This window comes from Mycolicibacterium sp. XJ662, assembly GCF_053484035.1.
This window is the reverse complement of record NZ_JBEFTL010000001.1, coordinates 1494061-1513328: the sequence shown is the minus strand read 5'-3', so window position 1 is coordinate 1513328 and position 19268 is coordinate 1494061. Positions and strand designations below refer to the sequence as shown.

Genomic DNA, 19268 nt, shown 5'->3' with positions numbered 1-19268 from the left:
GCCCGTTTGTCCCTTTCGGCAAGAAGAGGGTTAGCCGGCGGTGGGGGCCGGGCCGGGCAGCGGCGCGCCCTCGGCGTGCGGCACCTGGGCCTGCTCGGCGAGGACGAACGGCACCGTCGCCGACCGTAGATTGCCCAGCTGCACAACCAGGTTGTAGGTTCCGGGCCCGATGGGCTCACGCGGCAGCGGACATGACGGCGCCGAACTCATCCCGGTCCAGGTCACCTCGGTGGTCACCTGCTCACCCGGCTGGAACGTCTTGACCAGCGTCTCGTTCGACGGCGCACAGTCCAGGTTCGACCACAGCCGGTTGTTGTCCAGGCCGTACACGTAGGCGGCCAGCACGGCGGCACCGACGTCACGTTTGCACGACACCAAGCCGATGTTGGTGACGACCATGGTGAACTTCGGCTGATCGCCGACGACGTATTGCGGCTGGTTGGTGATCCCCTTGACCGCGAGTGTCGAGTCCGGGCAGTCGTCGCCCTCCTTGAGCACCGGTGGCGGGGTCACCGCGGCGGTCGGCGTCGGTTCGAGCTGCGGGGCCGCCTGCGGCGGAGGCATGACCGGCGACTTGACCTCGGGGTCCTCACCGGGCAGCGGCGGCGGTGCGGCCTCCGCGCCGGCGACACCCTGCTCGGCGTTGGCGCTCTCCGACGACCCGGTGTTGGCCACGATCGCCACCACGATCGCCGAGATCACGCCGATGACCAGCACCGCCAGGCCAAGCGCCAGCGCTCTGCGCCGCCAGTAAATCTGCGGAGGTAGCGGGCCTTGCGGTTCCAGATCCAGCACAGGCTCACGATAAGCCCAGGTCACGCCCAGTTGTCCGAGGCGGCCCGGCGTGTCGCGCTCAGGCTTCGCCGATGTCGCCCAAGTGATCCCGCAACCCCACCCGCCCGTCGGCCAGGTGGTAGGTGGCGCCGACGATGGCCAGCGTGCCCGCCGCCACCCCGTCGGAGATTGTCGTCGAACGCGCCATCAGCTGGGCGCCGGTCTCGATGACGTGCCGGGCTTCGAACTCATCGACCCTGGTCAGACCGTCGCGACGGCCCAGCAGAATCGACGGCATGACCCGCTCGACGATGTCGCGGACGTAGCCACCGGGCACCACACCGTCGTCGAGGGCCGACAGCGTCGCCTTGACCGCACCGCAGCTGTCGTGGCCGAGCACCACGATCAGCGGCACGTCGAGCACCGCCACCGCGTACTCGACCGAGCCGAGCACCGCCGCGTCGATGACGTGTCCGGCCGTGCGCACCACGAACATGTCGCCGAGGCCCTGGTCGAAGATCAGCTCGGCGGCCACCCGGCTATCCCCGCATCCGAACACCACCGCGGTGGGCGTCTGCGTCTCGGCCAGGCTGGTGCGGTGCTCGATTCCCTGGCTCGGGTGCACGGGTTTGCCCGCCACGAACCGCTCGTTACCTTCTTTGAGTGCTTTCCAAGCGGTTACCGGGCTGGTGTGGGGCATGACCGATATTGTGCCCCAGCTGCTCGATTGGTACGACGGCGCGTGTCGCGATCTGCCGTGGCGGCGCCCGGGCGTGACGCCGTGGCAGGTCCTGGTCAGCGAGTTCATGCTGCAGCAGACGCCGGTCGCGCGGGTGGCGCCGGTGTGGGAAACGTGGGTGGCTCGCTGGCCGACGCCGTCGGCGACCGCGGCCGCCAGCGCCGCCGACGTGCTGCGCGCGTGGGGCAAGCTCGGCTATCCGCGCCGCGCCAAGCGGCTGCACGAGTGCGCGACGGTGATCGCCGCCGAGTACGACGACGTGGTGCCCTCCGATGTCGAAACCCTGTTGACGCTGCCCGGGATCGGGACCTACACCGCCCGCGCCGTCGCCTGTTTCGCCTACCAGCAGCGGGTGCCTGTGGTCGACACCAACGTCCGCCGGGTGGTGACCCGGGTGATACACGGCCGCGCGGACGGCGCGGCCTCCGCGCGCGACCTCACCGACGTCGCGGCGCTGTTGCCGGAAAGCGATGCTGCGCCCAAGTTTTCGGTTGCGTTGATGGAGTTCGGCGCGACGGTGTGCACCGCGCGCGCACCGCGGTGCGGCGAGTGTCCGCTGACCACGTGCGCCTGGCGTTCACGCGGATATCCGGCGTTGCCGGCCCCTGCGCGACTGCCGCAGCGATACGCGGGCACCGACCGTCAGGTCCGCGGTCGGCTGCTGGATGTGTTGCGCGACAACGACTCTCCGGTCACCCGGGCCCAGCTGGACGTCGCATGGGTGACCGACACCGCGCAGCGCGACCGCGCCTTGGACTCGCTGCTGGTCGACGGGCTGGTGGAGCAGACGGCCGATGGCCGCTTCGCGCTCGCCGGGGAAGGCGAATCCTGACGCCGAGCGTCAGGCGCTGGCCGCTTCGCCTGCTGCGCCACAGGCGAACCGGCGTCGGTAGTCCGACGGTGTCACCCCGATGATCCTGCGGAAATGGTGTCGCAGCAGCGTCGCGGTGCCGAAGCCCGACCGCTCGGCGATCCTGTCGACGTCGAGGTCGGTCTCCTCGAGCAACCGGCGCGCGTACAGCACCCGCTGGTCGGTCACCCACTGCATCGGGGTGCGCCCGGTTTCCTCGACGAACCGGCGGGCGAACGTGCGAGCCGACATGTGCGCACGCGCCGCCAGGGCCGCGACTGTATGTGGTCGGTTGAGGTTCGCCAGTATCCAGTCCAGATGCGGCGCAAAGCCTTCCGAACATCGCACCGGGATCGGCTGATCGATGTACTGGCGCTGACCGCCGTCGCGCTGAGGTGCCACCACCATGCGCCGCGCGATCTTGTTGGTCACCTCGCTACCGAGTTCGCGGCGCACCAGATGAAGGCAGGCGTCGATCCCCGCGGCGGTGCCCGCGCTCGTGATGAGGTTGCCGTCGTCGACGTAGAGCACGTTGCGGTCGACCTTGGCCGTCGGATACTCGCGGGCCAGTTCGTCGGCGTGCATCCAGTGCGTCGTGCACGGTCGGCCGTCGAGCAGGCCGGCTGCCCCGGCGACGAACGCACCCGAACACACCGTGAGGATGATCGAACCGGCGTCGGCGGCTGCCCTGACGGCGGCCAGGGCTTCGGGCAGATACTCCGAGCCGCCGATCGCCGGGATGGCCACCAAGTCCGCACCGACCAGGTCGTCCAGGCCGTGCTCGGGCGTCAGCGTCGCGCCGATCGCGGTGGAAATGGGCCGTCCCGGTTCGGGCCCGCAGACCTTGAAATCGAAGTTCGGCACGCCGTCTGCGGACCGGTCGATGCCGAAGACCTCGCAGATGACGCCGAACTCGAACATCGCCAGACCGTCGAGCACCAGCGTGGATACGCTCTTCAAAGGCATGGCAGCATTTTATCTCAACGGGTCTTTCCTGCCACTGTTGGCGCGATATTTATCGGCGAATGATTACTGCCATGACCGCGACATTGAAGCACCTGATGTCACAACTGCTTCTGCACGAGCTATGGATGGCGCGGGCCCACGGGTCCGATCCGGCCTACGACCGCGACGCGCGTTGGGTGAGCGACGTCAGGAAAGACGCCACCGCCTGCCGGTAGAGGTCCGGCGCGTCGTCGTGGACGAGATGGCCGGCCCCGGGGACAGCCAGATACGTTGTCTGGGCACCGGTCTCTGCCATTCGCCGCATCTGCCCCGGCGGTGTGACCGAGTTGCCCGCCTCGATCAGCAAGGCGGGCGCCCGCACGGCCTCCCATTCGCGCCAATAGTCGCGGTTGCCCCATTCGGCGGCGATCTCGATCCACACCTTCGGGTGCCCGTGCAGCCGCCAACCGGTTTCCGTGCGATCGAAAGCGTCGAGAAAGTACTGCCCCGCGACCGGTCCGAACTCGTCGTACACCCGTTGGGCCGATTCGAATTCCACGGGCAGGGCGTGCAGCCACGGCTCCCACGGGCCGGTTGTGCGGCCGCGGAAGTCGGGCGCCATGTCCTCGACGACAAGGGCCCCGACCAGGTCCGGGTGCGTCGCGGCCAGACACCAGGAGTGCAGCGCCCCCATCGAATGCCCGATCAGAACCGCTGGCCTGCCGATCTCTGCCACCGCGTCGCCGAGGTCGGAGACGAACCGCTCGGTGCTGATCGGGTGCGGGTCGTCGACATCGCGGCCGCGGTGCCACGGCGCGTCGTAGGTGTAGACCTCGCCGAGCCGGGTCAACCACGGCAGCTGACGAGACCAGGTGCTGCCGCGTCCCATCAGGCCATGCACCAGCACCAGCGGACGGCCCCGGCCGCCGCGCGACGTCAACAGCATGCCGACATCATCACGCCTCCGACGGCGTCGCACCCATTCGGTAGCCTGATTCGCATGCCGAGCCAAAACCCCGTGGTGAAGATCAACGCAATCGAAGTCCCTGCCGACGCGGGCCCCGAGCTGGAGAAACGCTTCGCTAACCGGGCTCACGCCGTCGACAACCAACCCGGTTTCCTTGGCTTTCAGCTGCTGCGTCCCGTCAAGGGTGAGGACCGCTACTTCGTGGTGACCCAATGGGAGTCCGAAGAGGCGTTCCAGGCGTGGGCGACCGGGCCAGCCATCGAGGCGCACAAGGGTCAACAGGCCAACCCGGTGGCCACCGGGGCATCCCTATTGGAGTTCGAGGTCGTCCTTGACGTCGCGGGTGGCAGTAAATAACGGCAAGGCTGACCCGCGCCGCGCCACCGGCCTAGCGGTCGCGGTCGCGCTCGTAATCGCGTTGGCCGGATGCGCGCAGAGCGCTCCCCCGCCGGCCGATGCGGCATACGGTGTGCCGATCGAGATCAACACTCCACAGGGTCTGCGGGCCAAACAGACCATGGACATGCTGAACTCGGACTGGCCGATCGGTGAGGTCAGCGTGCGTACCCTGGCCGCACCGGGCGAGGTCGACGACATCGGGGTGCAACTCGACAAGATCTGGTGGGATCGTCCGTTCACCGTGACCGGTGTGGACATCGGTGCCGGCCAGGCCACACTCGACGTCGTGACGTCCTACGGCGTCGAGCAGCAGATCACGTTGCACACCGACGACGCGGGCATGGTCGATGAGCTGGACGTGTCGCTGCAGCCACCGGCGATCGACAGCTGGTCAGACATCGACGCCGAGTTGACGAAGTCCGGGGCGCGTTACTCCTATCAGGTGTCCAAAGTGCGACCCGGCAGCCGCGACTGCACTGTGGTGGAAGGAACCAACACCGACCTGTCGCTGCCGCTGGCGTCGATCTTCAAACTCTATGTGCTGCTGGCGGTTTCCGAAGCGGTCAAGGCAGGCACCCTGGACTGGACCGACTCGCTGACCATCACCGAACGGGCCAAGGCCGTCGGCTCGGCCGCCCTCGAGGACCTTCCGCCTGGTGCTCAGATATCGGTCAGAACCGCTGCCCAGCACATGATTTCGGCAAGCGACAACATGGCGACCGACCTGCTGATCGCCCGGCTGGGCACGGGCGCCGTCGAGCAGGCGCTCATCACCGCAGGCCATCACGACCCGGCGAGCATGACCCCGTTCCCGACGATGCACGAATTGTTCTCGGTCGGATGGGGCGAACCCGATCTGCGCGACGAGTGGAAGAGCGCCTCCCGTGAGGGCCGTGCCGCCCTGCTGCAGCAGACCAATTCGCGCCCCTACCAACCGGATCCGCAGCGCACCCACACGCCCGCATCCGGGTTCGGCGCCGAGTGGTACGGCAGCGCCGAAGACATCTGCCGGGTGCACGCCGCTCTGCAAGCCGGCGCGGTCGGAAAGGCCGCACCGGTGAAGGACATCCTGTCCGCCATCCCCGGCATCGACCTGGACCGGTCGAAGTGGACGTATATCGGCGCCAAGGGCGGAAACCTACCGGGGGACTTGACGTTCAGTTGGTACGCCGTGGACCACACCGGCCAGCCTTGGGTCGTCAGCTTCCAGCTGAACTGGCCGCAATTTCGCAGCCCGACCGCGGCGGGCTGGCTGCTGTCGATCGCACACCAGACCTTCGACCTGGTGCCGATCGGCTGACCTACCGACCGGAGCGCAGCGTCCAGGCGTGCCCGCGGTAGTGCAGAACGGTGCGGCTCATCGGTGCGATGTCGATGCGCCAGAACGATTTCGGAGGCGCGTCGAGCGCGGCCAGCACGGCCGCTCGCACCACGGCGGGGTGGGTGACCGCGACCAGCCCACCGCGACGCTCGGGCAGCGAGCCCATCCAGTCGCGCACCCGATCGACCAACTCGACGACACTCTCACCTCCGTGCGGGGCTCGCGTCGGGTCGGTCAACCAGATCGCCAGGTCATCCGGACGCAGCCGACCCAGCACATCGCCTCGCCAGCGGCCGCAGTCGAGGTCAGACAGCCGCGGTTCGACCGAGGCCTGCAGGCCGAGCAACTCCGCGGTTTGGCGGGTCCGCTTCTCGGGCCCGCAGACCGCGGCGTCGACCGTGCCGAGGTCGGTCGACACCGCGATCTGACGGTGGCCCACGGAGTTGAGCGCCTCGTCGGTGGGAAACCGGCCGGCCGCCATCGCGTCGGTCATGGCGTGTGACACGAGGGTCAGCCGGACGACTTCGGTCATGCCGGGATGGAGTTCTCCTGCCGCTTGGATTCCAGCAGCCGGGCCGCCATGGCACCGAACACCAACGCGATCGTCGCGTACAGCACGATCTGGGTGCCCAGCGAATAGAGCCGGAACTCGTAAAGGTCGTCGGCCGGGAAGCCTTCGTAGACGATGTTGCCGGCCGCATCCAGCAGCGGCCCCGGCGTCTCGTCGATGGTCGGCAGGAGCAGCATCACCACCGCGACGGCCACCACGTAACCACCGGTGGCCACCAGCGCGCCGTTCCACGCGCCCAGCCGGTCGGCGAGCCGCCGCCCCGCATACACCGCACCCACCAACAACGCGGCCGAGACCACGACCATCAGCAGGTACAGCAGCGTGCGCTGACGCAGGGTCTCGTCCAGGCTCAGCGCGGGCGGGCTGGGCGGATACTTCAACGCGGGAACGATGAAGAGGCTCAACAGCATTCCGCCTGCCACGTACAACGACAGCAGGCGCGCCGAGATGTTGCCGACACGTCCGTACGTCACCGCGAACACGACCGCGAACAGCGCTCCGATCGCGACGCTGAACAACAGCACCCCGAAGCCCATCCCGATGTTGGCCTGCACGCCGCGGGTGAACCCCTCGAAGCCGTCGCCGCCGTGGTGGTGACCGGCGTGGCCACCGCCCAACGCCTCCTGTGCGGCGCCGACGCCCTCTTCGTAGCCGATCGCCCGTTCGATGACCGGTTCCACGAAGATCCTTGCGAACACGAATGCGAACACGCCGGCCACGGCGCCGGCCAGCAGCCCGCGCCCGATTATCTGCTTTTCCATTGTCTTTTCGACCAAGCGATCAGTGGCAGGGGAAGCCCAGCAGGTGGCGGGCGTCGTGCACGAACTCGTGGATGACGGTGTTGTTGCCGAACACCGAAGTCGCGCCCTGATCCATGCCGACGAAGTAGATGACCAGGAGGGCGAAGAACGCGGTGAGCGTCAGCGAGGCGACAGCCTTGGCCGCCGAGAAGTCGATCGCGGGCGCGATCGACCTGCGGGCTTGGGGAGACGTCATTTCGGTGTCCTTTCGGGGATTTCGCGTCCCGGTTCAAGGGTGGACGACGGGCGTCGGGTCTGACTTGACACAGTGGCGCGACCGTTCTGGATTCTCACCAGATTCCTCTGCCTGCCGATTACATCGCACATCCTAAGCAATCGCCTCCCGAATGGAGACTCGGGAACGCAAAAACCCCCGAACCGACGGGGCGGTTCGGGGGTCTTCGCGGTATGGAGTTATTCGACGACGCTGGTCGCGCCCGCCGCACCGGCTTGTGCCAGGTCCGGCTCTTCCACCTTGGCCGGCTTCTTGGTGCCGGTGAAGGTGAACCTGGCGTCCTCGCCGGCGCCTTCGCCGTCCCAGTTCTCGACGTCGACCGTGATCAACTGGCCGGGTCCGATCTCATCGAACAGGATCTTCTCCGACAGCTGGTCCTCGATCTCGCGCTGGATGGTGCGCCGCAACGGACGCGCCCCCAACACCGGATCGAAGCCGCGCTTGGCCAGCAACTCCTTGGCCCGGTCGGTCAGCTCCATCGCCATGTCCTTGGCCTTGAGCTGCTCTCCGACCCGACCGATCATCAGGTCGACCATCCGGACGATCTCGTCCTGCGTGAGCTGGTGGAAGACGATGATGTCGTCGATGCGGTTGAGGAACTCCGGACGGAAGTGCTTCTTGAGTTCGTCGTGAACCTTCTGCTTCATCCGCTCGTAGTCGTTGTCACCGCCGCCCTGGGTGAAGCCCAGCCCGACCGCCTTGGAGATGTCCTTGGTGCCCAGGTTGGACGTGAAGATCAGCACGGTGTTCTTGAAATCGACCGTGCGGCCCTGACCGTCGGTCAGGCGGCCGTCCTCGAGGACCTGCAACAGGCTGTTGTAGATCTCCTGGTGGGCCTTCTCGATCTCGTCGAACAGCACCACCGAGAACGGCTTGCGCCGGACCTTCTCGGTGAGCTGGCCGCCCTCCTCGTAGCCGACGTAGCCGGGAGGGGCACCGAACAGCCGCGATGCGGTGAAGCGGTCGTGGAACTCGCCCATGTCGATCTGGATGAGCGCGTCGTCCTCGCCGAACAGGAAGTTCGCCAGCGCCTTGGACAGCTCGGTCTTCCCGACACCGGACGGGCCGGCGAAGATGAACGAGCCCGACGGGCGCTTGGGGTCCTTCAACCCGGCGCGGGTACGACGGATCGCCTTGGAGACGGCCTTGACGGCGTCCTCCTGGCCGATGATCCGCTTGTGCAGCTCCTCCTCCATGCGAAGCAGCCGAGTGGTCTCCTCCTCGGTCAGCTTGAACACGGGGATGCCGGTCCAGTTGCCCAGCACCTCGGCGATCTGCTCGTCGTCGACCTCGGCGACCACGTCCAGATCTCCCGAGCGCCACTGCTTCTCGCGCTCGGCACGCTGAGCGACCAGCTGCTTCTCCTGATCGCGCAGCCGCGCGGCCTTCTCGAAGTCCTGCGCGTCGATCGCGGACTCCTTCTCCCGGCGCGCGTCGGCGATCTTCTCGTCGAACTCGCGCAGGTCGGGCGGCGCGGTCATCCTGCGGATCCGCATCCGGGCGCCGGCCTCGTCGATCAGGTCGATCGCCTTGTCCGGCAGGAACCGGTCGTTGATGTAGCGGTCGGCCAGCGTGGCCGCCGCAACCACCGCACCGTCGGTGATCGACACCCGGTGGTGGGCTTCGTAGCGGTCGCGCAGTCCCTTTAGGATCTCGATGGTGTGCTCCACCGTCGGCTCCCCGACCTGCACCGGCTGGAAGCGGCGCTCCAGGGCGGCGTCCTTCTCGATGTACTTGCGGTACTCGTCGAGCGTGGTGGCGCCGATGGTCTGCAGCTCGCCGCGGGCCAGTTTCGGCTTGAGGATGCTGGCCGCGTCGATGGCGCCCTCGGCGGCACCGGCACCGACCAGCGTGTGCAGCTCGTCGATGAACAGGATGATGTCGCCGCGGGTGTTGATCTCCTTGAGCACCTTCTTCAGGCGTTCCTCGAAGTCACCGCGGTAGCGGCTGCCCGCGACCAGCGAGCCCAGGTCAAGCGTGTAGAGCTGCTTGTCCTTCAGCGTCTCGGGCACCTCGCCGTGCACGATCGCCTGTGCGAGGCCCTCGACGACGGCGGTCTTGCCGACGCCGGGCTCACCGATCAGCACCGGGTTGTTCTTGGTGCGCCGGCTCAGCACCTGCATGACCCGCTCGATTTCCTTCTCCCGGCCGATGACCGGGTCGAGCTTGCCTTCCATCGCGGCTGCGGTCAGGTTGCGGCCGAACTGGTCGAGCACCAGCGAGGTGGACGGGTTGCCCGCCTCGCCCCCGCGGCCGCCGGTACCGGCTTCGGCGGTCTCCTTGCCCTGATATCCGCTCAGCAGCTGGATGACCTGCTGACGCACCCGGGTCAGCTCGGCACCCAGCTTCACCAACACCTGGGCCGCCACGCCTTCGCCCTCACGGATCAGCCCGAGCAGGATGTGCTCGGTGCCGATGTAGTTGTGGCCGAGCTGCAGCGCCTCGCGCAGGCTCAGCTCCAGCACCTTTTTGGCGCGCGGCGTGAAGGGAATGTGTCCGGACGGCGCCTGCTGGCCCTGGCCGATGATCTCCTCGACCTGGCTACGCACGCCTTCGAGCGAGATGCCCAGCGATTCCAGCGACTTGGCCGCTACGCCCTCGCCCTCGTGAATAAGTCCCAACAGGATGTGCTCGGTGCCGATGTAGTTGTGGTTGAGCATCCGGGCCTCTTCTTGAGCCAGGACGACGACCCTGCGGGCACGGTCGGTGAATCTCTCAAACATCGGTGTATACCTGCTCTCCATCACATAGGTACAGCGCATGCACGCCGTACCTGCCACCCAAGTCTAGAGGGCGTCCGCCGCAGCTGCGTCGCCTGCCGACGGGTACGGAGGGGCGATGCAGTGACGACTTTGTGCGCCATAGGCTCTGTACCCGGCGCTTCCCATGCCAACGCCCACGTCGGCCAAAACGTTTCCGACGATCCGGCGCTGACCGGTTCGCGGTAAGCGAACGATTCGTGGGACCCGGTCTTCTCAGGGGCGTTTGGGCAACGGTTGGCTACGTTGCCGCGTGAAAGGCGTCGATGATGTCGGCCGGGATGCGGCCGCGGGTCGACACGTTGTGACCGTTGCGACGTGCCCACTCCCTGATCGCGGCGCTCTGCTCACGGTCGATGGCCGCGCGACCCCGGCCCGACCCCGCCGAGCGGCCACGGCGGCGACCGCCCACCCGGCGGCCGGCTTCCACCCATTGCTTCAAGTCGTTGCGCAACTTCGCGGCGTTCTTCGAAGAAAGGTCTATCTCGTAACTCACACCATCGAGGCCGAATTCGACGGTCTCGTCGGCGGTGCCTTCACCGTCGAAATCATCGACCAGCGTGACGGTCACTTTCTTCGCCATTTTCCTACGCCCTTCTCCTTGAGAACTAGAACGATACTTTAGTTCTCGAAACCCTGGAACCAATCTGCCATATGCGCAGGAGCCATTCAACAAGACCGGAAATCGAACCGGTTCACGACCCGTGGCGTCGAACAATCGGGAACAAAACGGTCTCCCGAATCGTTAGGCCCGTCAATGCCATCAACAACCTATCGATACCCATTCCAGTACCCGTCGACGGTGGCATCGCATACTCCAACGCGGTGAGAAAATCCTCATCGAGGGCCATTGCCTCGTCATCTCCGGCGGTCGCCGCGCGGGCTTGGGCTTCAAACCTTTCGCGCTGGATTACCGGATCGATGAGTTCAGAGTAGCCGGTGGCGAGTTCAAAGCGCCGGATATAGAGATCCCATTTTTCGGTAACCCCTTCGATGCTGCGATGCGCACGGGTCAACGGTGTCGTTTCGACCGGAAAGTCGCGCACGAAGGTGGGCGCCCAAAGCGTGTTACCGACGGTGTGCTCCCATAGTTCCTCGACCAATTTCCCGTGCCCATACCCGCGGTCGCGGGGAATCTCCACATCGAGTCGGTCGGCGATCTCCCATAACTTCTCGGCCGGCGTTTGGGGGGTGATCTCTTCTCCGAGGGCTTCCGACAGAGATGGATACATTTGAATGCTCTGCCATTCACCGTCCAGATCGTAGGTACTGCCATCCGGCAATGGCACGTTTCTGGTGCCAAGCGCCTCGTCGGCGACCTCCTGAATAAGCTCACGGGTGACGGTGGCGGAATCGTCGTAGGTGCCATACGCCTCGTATGTCTCGAGCATCGCGAATTCTGGAGAATGCGTAGAATCCGCGCCCTCGTTTCGGAACACCCGATTCAACTCGAAGACCTTCTCGAAACCGCCGACCAGGGCCCGCTTGAGGAACAGTTCCGGCGCGATCCGTAGATATAGGTCCGTGTCGAGGGCATTTGAGTGGGTGACGAACGGTCGCGCGGCCGCGCCACCGGCCAATGTCTGCAGCATCGGCGTCTCGACTTCCAAAAAGCCGCGCCGTTCCAGCGCTGAACGCACCGCCCGTACCACCGCGACTCGCTGACGAGCGATCGTGCGGGCTTCCGGGCGCACGATCAAATCGACATAACGCTGCCGCACCCGCGCTTCTTCGCTCATTTCCTTATGCGCGACGGGAAGCGGGCGCAGCGCCTTGGAAACAATTTGCCAGGAATCGGCGAGCACAGAAAGCTCACCGCGCCGGGAGCTGATCACCTCGCCGTGGACGTACACGATGTCGCCGAGGTCGACATCGGATTTCCAGGCGTCCAGCGATTCCTGGCCGACCTTGTGCAGGCTCAGCATCGCCTGCAGCTGGGTGCCGTCACCTTCCTGCAGCGTCGCGAAGCACAGCTTGCCGGAGTTGCGCGCGAACATCACCCGGCCGGCTACGCCGACGAGCTGGCCCGTTTCGGTGTCGGCGGCCAGGTTCGGGTAGGCCTGCCGGATCTCGGCCAGGGTGTGGGTGCGGGGGACTTCGACCGGGTAGGGGTGTGGACCGTCGGCCAGCAGCCGCTCACGCTTGGCCTGACGGATCCGGTACTGCTCAGGGATGTCGGCGGCGTCGGGGGAATCAGCTGAGGTCACGTCGTGCCAGCCTAACGGGCTTGCTTGAGGCGGCCCCGTTGGCTGTCGCGGTTGCGTTCGAACACCAGGCGCAGACCGCCCAGCGTCAGGTACTGGTCGTAATGCTCGACGGTGCGCATATCGGGCAACAGCAGCGGCGCGGTGTGGCCCGTCGCCACCACGGTGACGTCGGAACCCGCGAAGCCGTCCACGTCGTCGCGGACGCGCTGCACCAGGCCGTCGACCAGGCCGGCGAACCCGAACACGGCACCGGCCTGCATGCACTCCACGGTGTTCTTACCCACCACCGACCGGGGCCGGGTCAGCTCGACGCGGCGCAGGGCAGCCGACCTGGTGGCCGAGGCGTCCGAGGACACCTCCAGGCCCGGCGCGATGGCCCCGCCGAGGAACTCGCCCTTGGCCGAGACCACGTCGACGCAGATCGAGGAACCGAAGTCGACGACGATGGCGGCGGTGCCGTACTTGTGGAAGGCGGCCAGGCAGTTGACGATGCGGTCGGCGCCGACTTCCTTGGGGTTGTCGACCAGCAGCGGGATGCCGGTGCGCACGCCCGGTTCGATCAGCACGTGCGGCACCGACGGCCAGTACTGGCCGAGCATCTCGCGCAGCTCGTGCATCACCGACGGCACGGTGGACAGCGCGGCCGCCCCGGTCAGCTGTTCGGAGTCGTCACCGATCAGGCCGTCGATGGTCAGCGCGAACTCATCGGCGGTCACCTCCGGTTCGGTACGAATCCGCCAGTGCTGCACCACCTTTGCATGGTCACCGGAACCGGATATCAGGCCGACGACGGTGTGGGTGTTGCGAACGTCGATCGCGAGCAGCACACGATCACCGCGACGACATCAGCTCGGCCGCGTCGGCCGGCACATGGGCGGGATCGTGTCCGAGGTCGACCTGCTTGTTGTCTGCGTCGACGAACACGATCCTGGGCTGGTACCTGCGCGCTTCGGCGTCTTCCATCGTGCCGTAGGCGATCAGGATCACCAGATCGCCGGGATGGACCAGATGTGCTGCCGCACCGTTGATCCCGATCACACCGCTGCCGCGTTCGCCGGTGATCGCGTAGGTCACCAGTCGGGCACCGTTGTCGATGTCGACGATGGTGACCTGCTCACCTTCGAGCAGGTCCGCGGCGTCCATCAGGTCGGCGTCGATGGTGACCGACCCGACGTAGTGCAGATCCGCCTGCGTGACGGTCGCACGATGGATTTTCGATTTCAGCATGGTCCGTAACATCAGTTCCTCCAAGGAAGTTCGTGTTCGTCGTATTCAACGTGCGGGCCAGGCCCCGACGGCACCCCGATGTCGATCGCGATGTTGTCGAGCAGACGGGTGTCGCCGAGCCGGCCCGCGATGAGCATGCGGCCCGCACCCGTGGTGGGCGCCGGCCCCAGCGTCGGATCCCGCACCTGCAGGTAGTCGACCTTGATGGCGGGCACTTCGTCGAGCACCGCATGCGCGGCGTCCAGCGCGGCGGCGGTGCCTTCCCCCGCCGCGTACCGGCCCGCCAACAGCGCTGCCGAAAGCGCGCCCGCCTGCTCACGTTGCACCGGGTCGAGGTAGCGGTTGCGCGACGACAGCGCCAGCCCGTCGGCCTCCCGCACGATCGAGACACCCACCACCGCAACGTCGAGGTTGAAGTCGGCGACCATCTGGCGGATCAAGACGAGCTGCTGGTAATCCTTTTCGCCGAAGTACGCGCGGTCGGGCGTGACGATGTTGAACAGCTTCAGGACCACCGTCAGCACGCCGGCGAAATGCGTTGGCCGCGAGGTTCCTTCGAGCTCTCCACCGAGCGGTCCAGGCTGCACGCAGGTGCGGACACCGTCGGGATAGATGTCGGCGGCGGTCGGGGTGAACGCGATCTCCACGCCTTCCTTGCGAAGCGCGGCAAGGTCGTCGTCGAGGGTGCGCGGATAGGCGTCGAGGTCCTCGTTGGCGCCGAACTGCAGTGGGTTGACGAAGATCGACACCACCACGACGGCGCCCTGGACGCGTTTGGCGGTGCGGATCAGCGTCAGGTGGCCCTCGTGCAGGGCACCCATCGTCGGCACCAACACCACCCGACGCCCGGTGGCGCGCAACGCCCTGGTGACGGCGGAGACGTCGCGCGGGTCGGAGTAGACGTTCAACTCGCGGGCGGTGAACTGCGGTTTGCGCCCGGTCATGAGCGTCCGGCTTCCTGTAGTACCGCGAACACCTCGTCGGGTGCGTGGGCGCGCTGGGCGGTGCGCAGCGAATTGGTCCGATAAGCCTGTTCCAGTTGCGGCTCCACTTCGGCGAGGGCCTGCAGATGGCCGGCGACCGCGGGTGCGTCGCCGCGGGCGACCGGACCGGTCAACGCGGCCTGTCCGCGCTGCAGCGCGTTCTCCAGCGAGGCCCGCGCCAGCGGCCCGACGACACGCTCCGCGATACCGCCCGGGGCGTTGTCGACAAGTTCCTGGCCGAGCAGTTCCTGGCCCCACAGCGCCGAGCGCAGCGCTTCGAGCGCGTCCAGAACGACGGTGACCAGGTGGTTGCTGGCGTGCGCCAACGCTGCGTGGTACAGCGTGCGGGCATCTTCGCGGACCCGGAACGGCTCACCACCGATCTCCAGCACCAGCGACTGGGCGATCGCGTACCCCACCTCGTCGGCGGCGGTGATGCCGAAGCAGGCCTCGGGCAGCCGGTCGATGTCCTCGTCGGCGCCGGTGAACGTCATCGCCGGATGGATCGCCAGCGGGATGCAGCCCTGCTCGGTCAGCGGGGCCAGCACAGCCACCCCGTTGGCGCCGGAGGTGTGCACGACGATGGTGCCCGGGCGCACCACCCCGGTGGTGGCCAGCCCCGACACCAGCCCGGCGAGCTCGGTGTCGGGCACCGTGAGCAACAACAGCTCGGCGCGGGCGGCGACCTCGTCGACCGGCAGCACCAGGGTGTCGGGCAGCCGACGGCTGGCGCGCTCGCGGGATACGTGCGAGATGGCGTTGCAGGCCACCACGACATGCTCTGCCCGCTCCAGCGCCACTCCCAGCGCGGAACCCACCCGACCAGCAGAAATGATGCCGATCGTGAGCCGCGCGGGGCGGAAGACGTCGGGCGTCGGCATGCAGCGACCTCGCTGAGTGTCAGAAATACCTACGTTCCAGTCCCGCGATGCGGGTACCAGACGGTCAGACCAAATAATAACTGACTGATTGACTCACTCTTCGCGGCGGCGCCGACGGCCGCCCCCCGTCGGGCTGGCTTGCAGCCGGGCGAGCAGTTCGGCGACCGACTGACCGCCGGTGTCGTCGTCGGCGCTGCGCCGGCGCCGACGCGGCGTGGGCTCGTCGGGTTCGGCGGGCTCTGGGGGCGGCGCGGCCGGGCGACCGGGGTCGACGGCCTCGGCCGGCACGGAGTGCCTGCCCCGGTGCGGCAGGTCGTCGACCGGTGGCGCCGGTGGCGGCGGGGCCTGCGGCGGTTCCGGTGCGCGTCGCCTGCCGACGTACTCCTCGGTGGGGCGGTCCTCCTCGACCGGAGCCGCCCAATTGCTACCCGGCGATCCGGGGGGCAGCCATTGTCCATCGGCCGGTGCGGGCCGCCACCCGGTCGGGGGTGGTTCAGGCTCTTCCAGTGGGGCCCAATCGAAATGGGCGCTGCCGGGTGCGGCCGGCTCAGGTTCAGGCGCAGGCGGAGGCGGCGGGGGCGGCGGCGCCGGTTGCGGCGGCGGTGGTGGCGGGGGCGGCGCCCACGTTCTGGGTTCTTCGGCGTACTGAGGCCGTTCCTCGGGCTCGGAGGTTCTGCGGTGCGCGCCTCCGGCGCTGGCCGGCGGCACCCATTCGAACTCGGGCGGATGGGGTTCGGCGGCGACGTCGATGATCGGGCTTTCATCGGTGCGGGTGGTGAGGTCGTCACCGTAGTCGGCGGCGATGCGGCCGGGGCGCTCGTCGTCACGCGCCCAGTCGCTGTAGGCCCGTACGGTCGTGCGTTCGGTCTCCAGCGCGGGCCGGTCCGACAGTTCGGCGTCGAACAGGATCTCCAGATTGCTGCGCAGCGCAGCCAGTTCGGCCCGCAGCGCGGCCACCTCGTCGGCGGCCTGGGCGCGCAACTCGGCTGCGAGCTCACGACGCAGGTGGGTCTCCACCGACAGCTCGTACTCGCGGCGGGCCGAAATCTCGCGCTCCAGCTGCAAGTCGTAGACCAGCTTGAGGTCTCGCACCTTGGCCTGATCCGTGTCGCTTTGCCTGCGGTAGATGACCGATACGAACGCCGCCACCACAGCGGCCCACAACGCCAGGATCACAGCGAGTTTGAGCAATTCCACCCGGTTGGTGAACACCAACGCAGAGCTGGCCGCGATCGCAAGGACCAGCAACGCACTCAGCAGGACCCAACTCGGCCTGCGGCCGCTGCGCCGCGGGCGGGCGCTGCGGGGCAGATCGGTCATGCGCCGACTGTACCCGGCACAGGTCACTGCGCGTGTCGACCGCAGCGGCGATTCGGCGCGTCGGCGCCGATGCGGCGTTAATCGGTTGCGCCGTCGGCGTTGTCCTGGGGTTCGTTCGGTGACTTACAGCAATGCTGCAGCCACAGCGCGGCCGCCACCAACGCCAATGCGCACGCGGCCGCGACGACGACGCCGGGGGTGTCCTCCGCCGCGACCCGCAAAGTCGAACGTCGTGGTAGCAGGTAGGCGAGCACGGCCAACCACCAGCCGAGCACCGGCGCGGCCACCCACGCCGAGGCTTTGGCGATCACCACCGAGCGGGCGACCGCAAGCGGGTGCAACCAGCCGGGGCCATCGCCGATCTGCCCGTCGCGGATCTTGGCGCGGATGTAGAACGCCCACCCCGCCTCGGCGATCGCGACCGCGAGCAGCGACAAACCCGTCCACACGGTGATCGGCGGAAACCACTTGTAGAGCACCAGCACCAGCAGGTAGCCGATGACGGCCGCGATCGCCGTAGCCGCTGCCAGGTCACGTTTGCGGGTCGGGCCCATCAGCAGCGCAATTCGCCGACGGGGCGTACCCCGTCGCGTTCGGCGGCGTCGAGTTCGGCGAGCCACTCCCGCACCGGGCGGGCGATATCGCCGACGGCGAGCGTCGCATCGGGTTCGACGGCAAGCCACGGAACGAGCACGAACGCGCGCTGGTGGGCGCGCGGGTGCGGCAATGTCAGATCGTCGTCGCTGCAGCGCACCTCGCGTTGACCCGCATGGCAGGTGATGAGGTCCACGTCGAGCGTCCGAGGGCCCCACCGCTCGCCGCGCACTCGTTCGGCGGCGCCTTCCAGTGCCTGCGCGCGGCGCAGCCAGCCCGTCGCATCGAGCCCTGGGTCCTCGGCGATCACCACGGCGTTGAGGAAGGGCTCCTGCTCGACCCCGCCCCACGGCTGGGTCTCGTAGACCGGCGAGACCGCCCGCACGGCAGGCGCGAGATCGTCGACCACCGACTGCAGCCGGGCCTGACGGTCACCGAGGTTCGACCCGATCGACAACACCACTGTGGTCATGCGCGGCGACCGTCGCGCCGGGACCGTTGCGCCACCACCGCGACGTCGGCGAACTCGAGCGGGATGGGCGCGCCGGGTTTGTGCACAACCACCTCGACGGCATGCACCCGCGCGTCAACCATGACCGCGTCGGCGATCTCGCCTGCCACGGTCTCGATCAGGTTGCGCGGCGGGCCCGCGACGATGTCTGCGGCCAGCTTCGCCAAGCCGCCGTAGTCGACGGTGTCTGCCAGGTCGTCGCTGGCCGCGGCCGGCGCCAAGTCAACCCACACCGTGATGTCGACGACGAAATCCTGACCGTCGCGGCGCTCATGGTCGAAAACACCATGGCGCCCACGAACGGTCAAGCCGCGCAACTCGATTCGGTCAGCCACTCGAAGTATTTCCCGTCGCTCCGCTCGCCCCTGACCACGCTCCGAGCACCTTGAGCGCGTCGACCGAGGCGCGCACGTCGTGCACCCGCACACCCCATGCGCCCTGCATACCCGCCAGCGCGGAGATCACCGCGGTCGCGGTCTCACGCCCGTCGGGTGGGCGCGCCCGGCCGTCGGCGTCGGCCAGCAACGATCCGAGGAAGCGCTTTCGCGAGGCGCCGACGAGGACCGGGATCCCGGTGCCGACGAGTTCGGGCAGCGCGCGCAGCAGCGCCCAGTTGTGTTCGGCAGTCTTGGCGAATCCCAGACCCGGGTCGATGATCAGCTTGTCCGGGTCGACGCCTGCGGCCACCGCCGCGTCGACACCGGCGAGCAGTTCGGCGCGCACGTCGGCGACCACATCGCGGTAGGCAGGCACCTCATGGGGACGTTCTGCGCCCACCGATCGCCAATGCATCAGCACCCACGGCACTTTCGCGTCGGCCAACAGCGGCGCCATCTGCGGGTCGGCGCGGCCGCCGGACACGTCGTTGACGATCGTGGCGCCGTTCTCGAGCGCCGCCCGGGCGACTTCGGCGTGCATGGTGTCGATGCTGACCGTAAGACCTTGTCCGGCAAGTTCTTTGATGACCGGCAAGACGCGGGCGATTTCGATCTCGGGATCGATGCGGGTGGCGCCGGGCCGGGTCGACTCACCGCCGACATCGATGATCTGGGCGCCGTCGGATGCCATCTCCAGCCCGTGCTCGATCGCGCGGTCGCGGTCGAGAAAAAGCCCCCCGTCGGAGAAGGAGTCGTCGGTGACGTTCACGACGCCCATCACCTGCACGCGCGTTCCCGAGGGGGGCAT

22 protein-coding genes are annotated in these 19268 nt (G+C 67.7%); 3 read left to right on the top strand and 19 right to left on the bottom strand.

What is annotated here, in order from left to right; all coding sequences use genetic code 11:
- Positions 1-30: 30 nt before the first annotated feature.
- Both ABQE93_RS07125 and ABQE93_RS07120 read right to left on the bottom strand, forming a co-directional pair.
- Positions 31-795, bottom strand: a complete 765-nt coding sequence (locus ABQE93_RS07125) for a hypothetical protein (RefSeq protein ID WP_448411357.1) — start codon at positions 793-795, stop codon at positions 31-33.
- Between the two features lie 58 nt (positions 796-853).
- Positions 854-1474, bottom strand: coding sequence for a carbonic anhydrase (locus ABQE93_RS07120; RefSeq protein WP_448411355.1), 621 nt, complete (start codon positions 1472-1474; stop codon positions 854-856).
- On the opposite strand from ABQE93_RS07120, the gene ABQE93_RS07115 reads away from it, so the two are divergent.
- The gene (locus ABQE93_RS07115) at positions 1473-2345 is read left to right on the top strand and encodes an iron-sulfur binding domain-containing protein (RefSeq protein WP_448411353.1); all 873 of its coding nucleotides are present in this window, start codon (positions 1473-1475) and stop codon (positions 2343-2345) included. The genes ABQE93_RS07120 and ABQE93_RS07115 overlap by 2 nt on opposite strands.
- Positions 2346-2354: 9 nt before the next feature.
- On the opposite strand, the gene ABQE93_RS07110 is transcribed toward ABQE93_RS07115, so the two are convergent.
- Together ABQE93_RS07110 and ABQE93_RS07105 are read right to left on the bottom strand one after the other, a co-directional pair.
- Entirely contained in the window at positions 2355-3329 is a 975-nt protein-coding gene (locus ABQE93_RS07110) for a GlxA family transcriptional regulator (RefSeq protein ID WP_448411351.1), read from the bottom strand.
- A 154-nt stretch (positions 3330-3483) separates the two neighbouring features.
- Entirely contained in the window at positions 3484-4254 is a 771-nt protein-coding gene (locus ABQE93_RS07105; RefSeq protein WP_448411349.1) for an alpha/beta fold hydrolase, read from the bottom strand.
- Between the two features lie 54 nt (positions 4255-4308).
- On the opposite strand from ABQE93_RS07105, the gene mhuD reads away from it, so the two are divergent.
- The gene (mhuD, locus tag ABQE93_RS07100) at positions 4309-4632 is read left to right on the top strand and encodes a mycobilin-forming heme oxygenase MhuD (protein ID WP_448411348.1); all 324 of its coding nucleotides are present in this window, start codon (positions 4309-4311) and stop codon (positions 4630-4632) included.
- A complete protein-coding gene (locus tag ABQE93_RS07095; RefSeq protein WP_448411346.1) occupies positions 4619-5974 on the top strand; it encodes a serine hydrolase in 1356 nt (451 codons plus the stop codon). The genes mhuD and ABQE93_RS07095 overlap by 14 nt, the downstream gene beginning before the upstream one ends.
- A 1-nt stretch (position 5975) precedes the next feature.
- Here the strand turns inward: ABQE93_RS07095 and ABQE93_RS07090 are convergent, their stop codons facing one another.
- The 15 genes from ABQE93_RS07090 to folP form a co-directional block, all read right to left on the bottom strand.
- Positions 5976-6527 (bottom strand): histidine phosphatase family protein, encoded by a 552-nt coding sequence (locus tag ABQE93_RS07090; protein ID WP_448411344.1) that lies wholly within the window; start codon positions 6525-6527, stop codon positions 5976-5978.
- Complete coding sequence (locus ABQE93_RS07085) at positions 6524-7327, bottom strand: CbtA family protein (RefSeq protein ID WP_448411342.1); 804 nt, start codon at positions 7325-7327, stop codon at positions 6524-6526. Before ABQE93_RS07085 ends, ABQE93_RS07090 begins: the two co-directional genes overlap by 4 nt.
- Positions 7328-7346: 19 nt before the next feature.
- Entirely contained in the window at positions 7347-7562 is a 216-nt protein-coding gene (locus ABQE93_RS07080) for a CbtB domain-containing protein (protein ID WP_448411340.1), read from the bottom strand.
- A gap of 218 nt (positions 7563-7780) precedes the next feature.
- Positions 7781-10324: an ATP-dependent protease ATP-binding subunit ClpC gene (clpC1, locus tag ABQE93_RS07075; protein ID WP_448411338.1), complete on the bottom strand. Its 2544-nt coding sequence runs from the start codon at positions 10322-10324 to the stop codon at positions 7781-7783.
- Positions 10325-10601: 277 nt separating this feature from the next.
- Positions 10602-10943, bottom strand: a complete 342-nt coding sequence (lsr2, locus tag ABQE93_RS07070) for a histone-like nucleoid-structuring protein Lsr2 (RefSeq protein WP_427059480.1) — start codon at positions 10941-10943, stop codon at positions 10602-10604.
- Between the two features lie 112 nt (positions 10944-11055).
- Positions 11056-12567: a lysine--tRNA ligase gene (gene lysS / locus ABQE93_RS07065; RefSeq protein ID WP_448411336.1), complete on the bottom strand. Its 1512-nt coding sequence runs from the start codon at positions 12565-12567 to the stop codon at positions 11056-11058.
- Positions 12568-12578: 11 nt separating this feature from the next.
- Positions 12579-13394 carry a type III pantothenate kinase gene (locus tag ABQE93_RS07060; RefSeq protein WP_448411334.1) on the bottom strand — a complete coding sequence of 272 codons (816 nt, stop codon included), beginning with the start codon at positions 13392-13394 and terminating at the stop codon, positions 12579-12581.
- Positions 13395-13398: 4 nt separating this feature from the next.
- The gene (panD, locus tag ABQE93_RS07055) at positions 13399-13806 is read right to left on the bottom strand and encodes an aspartate 1-decarboxylase (RefSeq protein ID WP_427059483.1); all 408 of its coding nucleotides are present in this window, start codon (positions 13804-13806) and stop codon (positions 13399-13401) included.
- Positions 13806-14738, bottom strand: coding sequence for a pantoate--beta-alanine ligase (panC, locus tag ABQE93_RS07050; protein WP_448411332.1), 933 nt, complete (start codon positions 14736-14738; stop codon positions 13806-13808). Before panC ends, panD begins: the two co-directional genes overlap by 1 nt.
- Positions 14735-15658 carry a Rossmann-like and DUF2520 domain-containing protein gene (locus ABQE93_RS07045; protein ID WP_448411330.1) on the bottom strand — a complete coding sequence of 308 codons (924 nt, stop codon included), beginning with the start codon at positions 15656-15658 and terminating at the stop codon, positions 14735-14737. Before ABQE93_RS07045 ends, panC begins: the two co-directional genes overlap by 4 nt.
- A 93-nt stretch (positions 15659-15751) precedes the next feature.
- Positions 15752-16978: a DUF6779 domain-containing protein gene (locus tag ABQE93_RS07040; protein WP_448411328.1), complete on the bottom strand. Its 1227-nt coding sequence runs from the start codon at positions 16976-16978 to the stop codon at positions 15752-15754.
- Between the two features lie 77 nt (positions 16979-17055).
- Complete coding sequence (locus tag ABQE93_RS07035; protein ID WP_448411327.1) at positions 17056-17532, bottom strand: DUF3180 domain-containing protein; 477 nt, start codon at positions 17530-17532, stop codon at positions 17056-17058.
- Positions 17532-18044 carry a 2-amino-4-hydroxy-6-hydroxymethyldihydropteridine diphosphokinase gene (gene folK / locus ABQE93_RS07030; RefSeq protein ID WP_448411325.1) on the bottom strand — a complete coding sequence of 171 codons (513 nt, stop codon included), beginning with the start codon at positions 18042-18044 and terminating at the stop codon, positions 17532-17534. The genes ABQE93_RS07035 and folK overlap by 1 nt, the downstream gene beginning before the upstream one ends.
- Positions 18041-18418, bottom strand: coding sequence for a dihydroneopterin aldolase (folB, locus tag ABQE93_RS07025; RefSeq protein WP_448411323.1), 378 nt, complete (start codon positions 18416-18418; stop codon positions 18041-18043). Before folB ends, folK begins: the two co-directional genes overlap by 4 nt.
- Positions 18411-19268: a dihydropteroate synthase gene (gene folP, locus ABQE93_RS07020; protein ID WP_448438054.1), complete on the bottom strand. Its 858-nt coding sequence runs from the start codon at positions 19266-19268 to the stop codon at positions 18411-18413. Before folP ends, folB begins: the two co-directional genes overlap by 8 nt.